The organism is Neorhizobium petrolearium (assembly GCF_017873175.1).
In the GTDB taxonomy this organism is placed as follows: Bacteria; Pseudomonadota; Alphaproteobacteria; order Rhizobiales; family Rhizobiaceae; genus Neorhizobium; species Neorhizobium petrolearium.
In genome coordinates, this window is sequence record NZ_JAGGJW010000043.1 from 1 (window position 1) to 2500 (window position 2500).

The following is a 2500-nucleotide window of genomic DNA, read 5'->3' on the forward strand; positions in this document are numbered from 1 at the left end:
TGGTTGCGGGGGCAGGATTTGAACCTGCGGCCTTCAGGTTATGAGCCTGACGAGCTACCGGGCTGCTCCACCCCGCGCCAAGCGTAAATCCCTTTGGGATTTATCGCGGTTATGTAAGCGCGACGCGCTTTCATCTTCTGCCTGAGCAACTTGGCTTTGCCAAGTTGTTTCATGTGAGGGAGGCACCGACCAGAGCCTTGGGTTTCCCTCGCATTCGATCGGTTCTGCAAAGCAAAAAGGCCGCTTTGGAGCGGCCCTTGGGATCGGCATGGGCCGTTTGTTTTCGTGATGAGAAGATTGTTTGCTTTGTTTTTTCAGCGGCATTGCCTTTAGCAGACCTGGCAGCGACCTACTCTCCCGCGTCTTGAGACGAAGTACCATTGGCGCAGGGGTGTTTCACGGCCGTGTTCGGAATGGGAACGGGTGCAGCCACCCCGCCATGACCACCAGGTCGGCTAAGGGCAATGTTCCGGCCGTTGAGGCCGGAGATTGTTGAGAAGCTGGTTCACTGCGACAGTGATTGGTGAACTGTCGGTAGTGATTGGTTTTTATGAACACGTCGATTGGGACGGATTTCGTACTGCGGTGCGTATGGCACCCATACAGAACGCTAGTCCGTCGCCGGTCGTCCGGCGCCCCCGCGGAGCGCAGCCCGAAGGGCGTACGCGCGTGAGCGCTGAACAAAAGCATCATCAAGCTCCGCTTGATGAGCATGAACAATGAGAACGATCAAGCCGATCGGGCGATTAGTAAGGCTAAGCTTCATGCATTGCTGCACGTCCACACGCCTCCTATCAACGTGGTCGTCTTCCACGGCCCTGATAGGGAATACTCGTTTTCAGGGGGGTTTCCCGCTTAGATGCCTTCAGCGGTTATCCCGTCCATATATAGCTACCCTGCTATGCCCTTGGCAGGACAACAGGTCCACCAGAGATATGTCCATCCCGGTCCTCTCGTACTAGGGACAGATCCTGTCAATATTCCTACACCCACGGCAGATAGGGACCGAACTGTCTCACGACGTTCTGAACCCAGCTCACGTACCGCTTTAATTGGCGAACAGCCAAACCCTTGGGACCTGCTCCAGCCCCAGGATGCGATGAGCCGACATCGAGGTGCCAAACAACCCCGTCGATATGGACTCTTGGGGGTCATCAGCCTGTTATCCCCGGCGTACCTTTTATCCGTTGAGCGATGGCCCTTCCACGCGGGACCACCGGATCACTATGACCGACTTTCGTCTCTGCTCGACTTGTCAGTCTCGCAGTCAGGCGGGCTTATGCCATTGCACTCGACGAGCGATTTCCGACCGCTCTGAGCCCACCATCGCGCGCCTCCGTTACTCTTTCGGAGGCGACCGCCCCAGTCAAACTACCCACCATACACTGTCCCGGACCCGGATGACGGGCCGCGGTTAGACATCCATGACGATAAGGGTGGTATTTCAAGGATGGCTCCACGAAGACTGGCGTCCCCGCTTCAAAGCCTACCACCTATCCTACACATGCCGACACGAATGCCAGTGTAAAGCTATAGTAAAGGTGCACGGGGTCTTTCCGTCTAACCGCAGGAACCCCGCATCTTCACGGGGAATTCAATTTCACTGAGTCGATGTTGGAGACAGCGGGGAAGTCGTTACGCCATTCGTGCAGGTCGGAACTTACCCGACAAGGAATTTCGCTACCTTAGGACCGTTATAGTTACGGCCGCCGTTTACTGGGGCTTCGATTCAGAGCTTGCACCCCTCCTCTTAACCTTCCAGCACCGGGCAGGCGTCAGACCCTATACGTCGTCTTTCGACTTCGCAGAGCCCTGTGTTTTTGATAAACAGTCGCTACCCCCTGGTCTGTGCCACCCCAAAATGGTTGCCCAATCTGGGGTCACGCTTCTTCCGAAGTTACGCGTGCAATTTGCCGAGTTCCTTCAACATCGTTCTCTCAAGCGCCTTGGTATGCTCTACCTGACCACCTGTGTCGGTTTCGGGTACGGTCTATAAGGTGGAGCTGTTTCCTGGAACCGCCCCGCTGCCCACTCAATCCAATAAGAGTGAACAACTTTCGCGATCCGTCACTACCACCAGGCCCACGAATATTAACGTGGTTCCCATCGACTACGCATGTCTGCCTCGTCTTAGGGGCCGGCTAACCCTGCTCAGATTAACTTTAAGCAGGAACCCTTGGTCTTTCGGCGAGAGGGTCTCTCACCCTCTTTATCGTTACTCATGTCAACATTCGCACTTCCGATATCTCCAGCAGCCCTCACGGGTCCGCCTTCACAGACTTACGGAACGCTCCGCTACCACTTGCCTTGCGGCAAATCCTCAGCTTCGGTGCATGGCTTTAGCCCCGTTACATTTTCGGCGCAAAGACCCTTGATTAGACCAGTGAGCTGTTACGCTTTCTTTAAATGATGGCTGCTTCTAAGCCAACATCCTGGTTGTTTTGGGATCCTCACATCCTTTCCCACTTAGCCATGACTTGGGGACCTTAGCTGGAGGTCA

Annotated in this window: 1 tRNA gene and 2 rRNA genes (1 of these 3 cut by a window edge); all 3 read right to left on the bottom strand. The window is 55.2% G+C overall.

The annotated features are described in order from the left end of the window. A tRNA-Met gene (locus J2046_RS33410) sits at positions 1–77 on the bottom strand. Between the two features lie 259 nt (positions 78–336). After that, positions 337–451 (bottom strand): 5S ribosomal RNA (rrf, locus tag J2046_RS33415). Positions 452–725: 274 nt separating this feature from the next. Then, positions 726–2500: ribosomal RNA gene (locus J2046_RS33420) — 23S ribosomal RNA — on the bottom strand (it continues 1103 nt past the right edge of the window).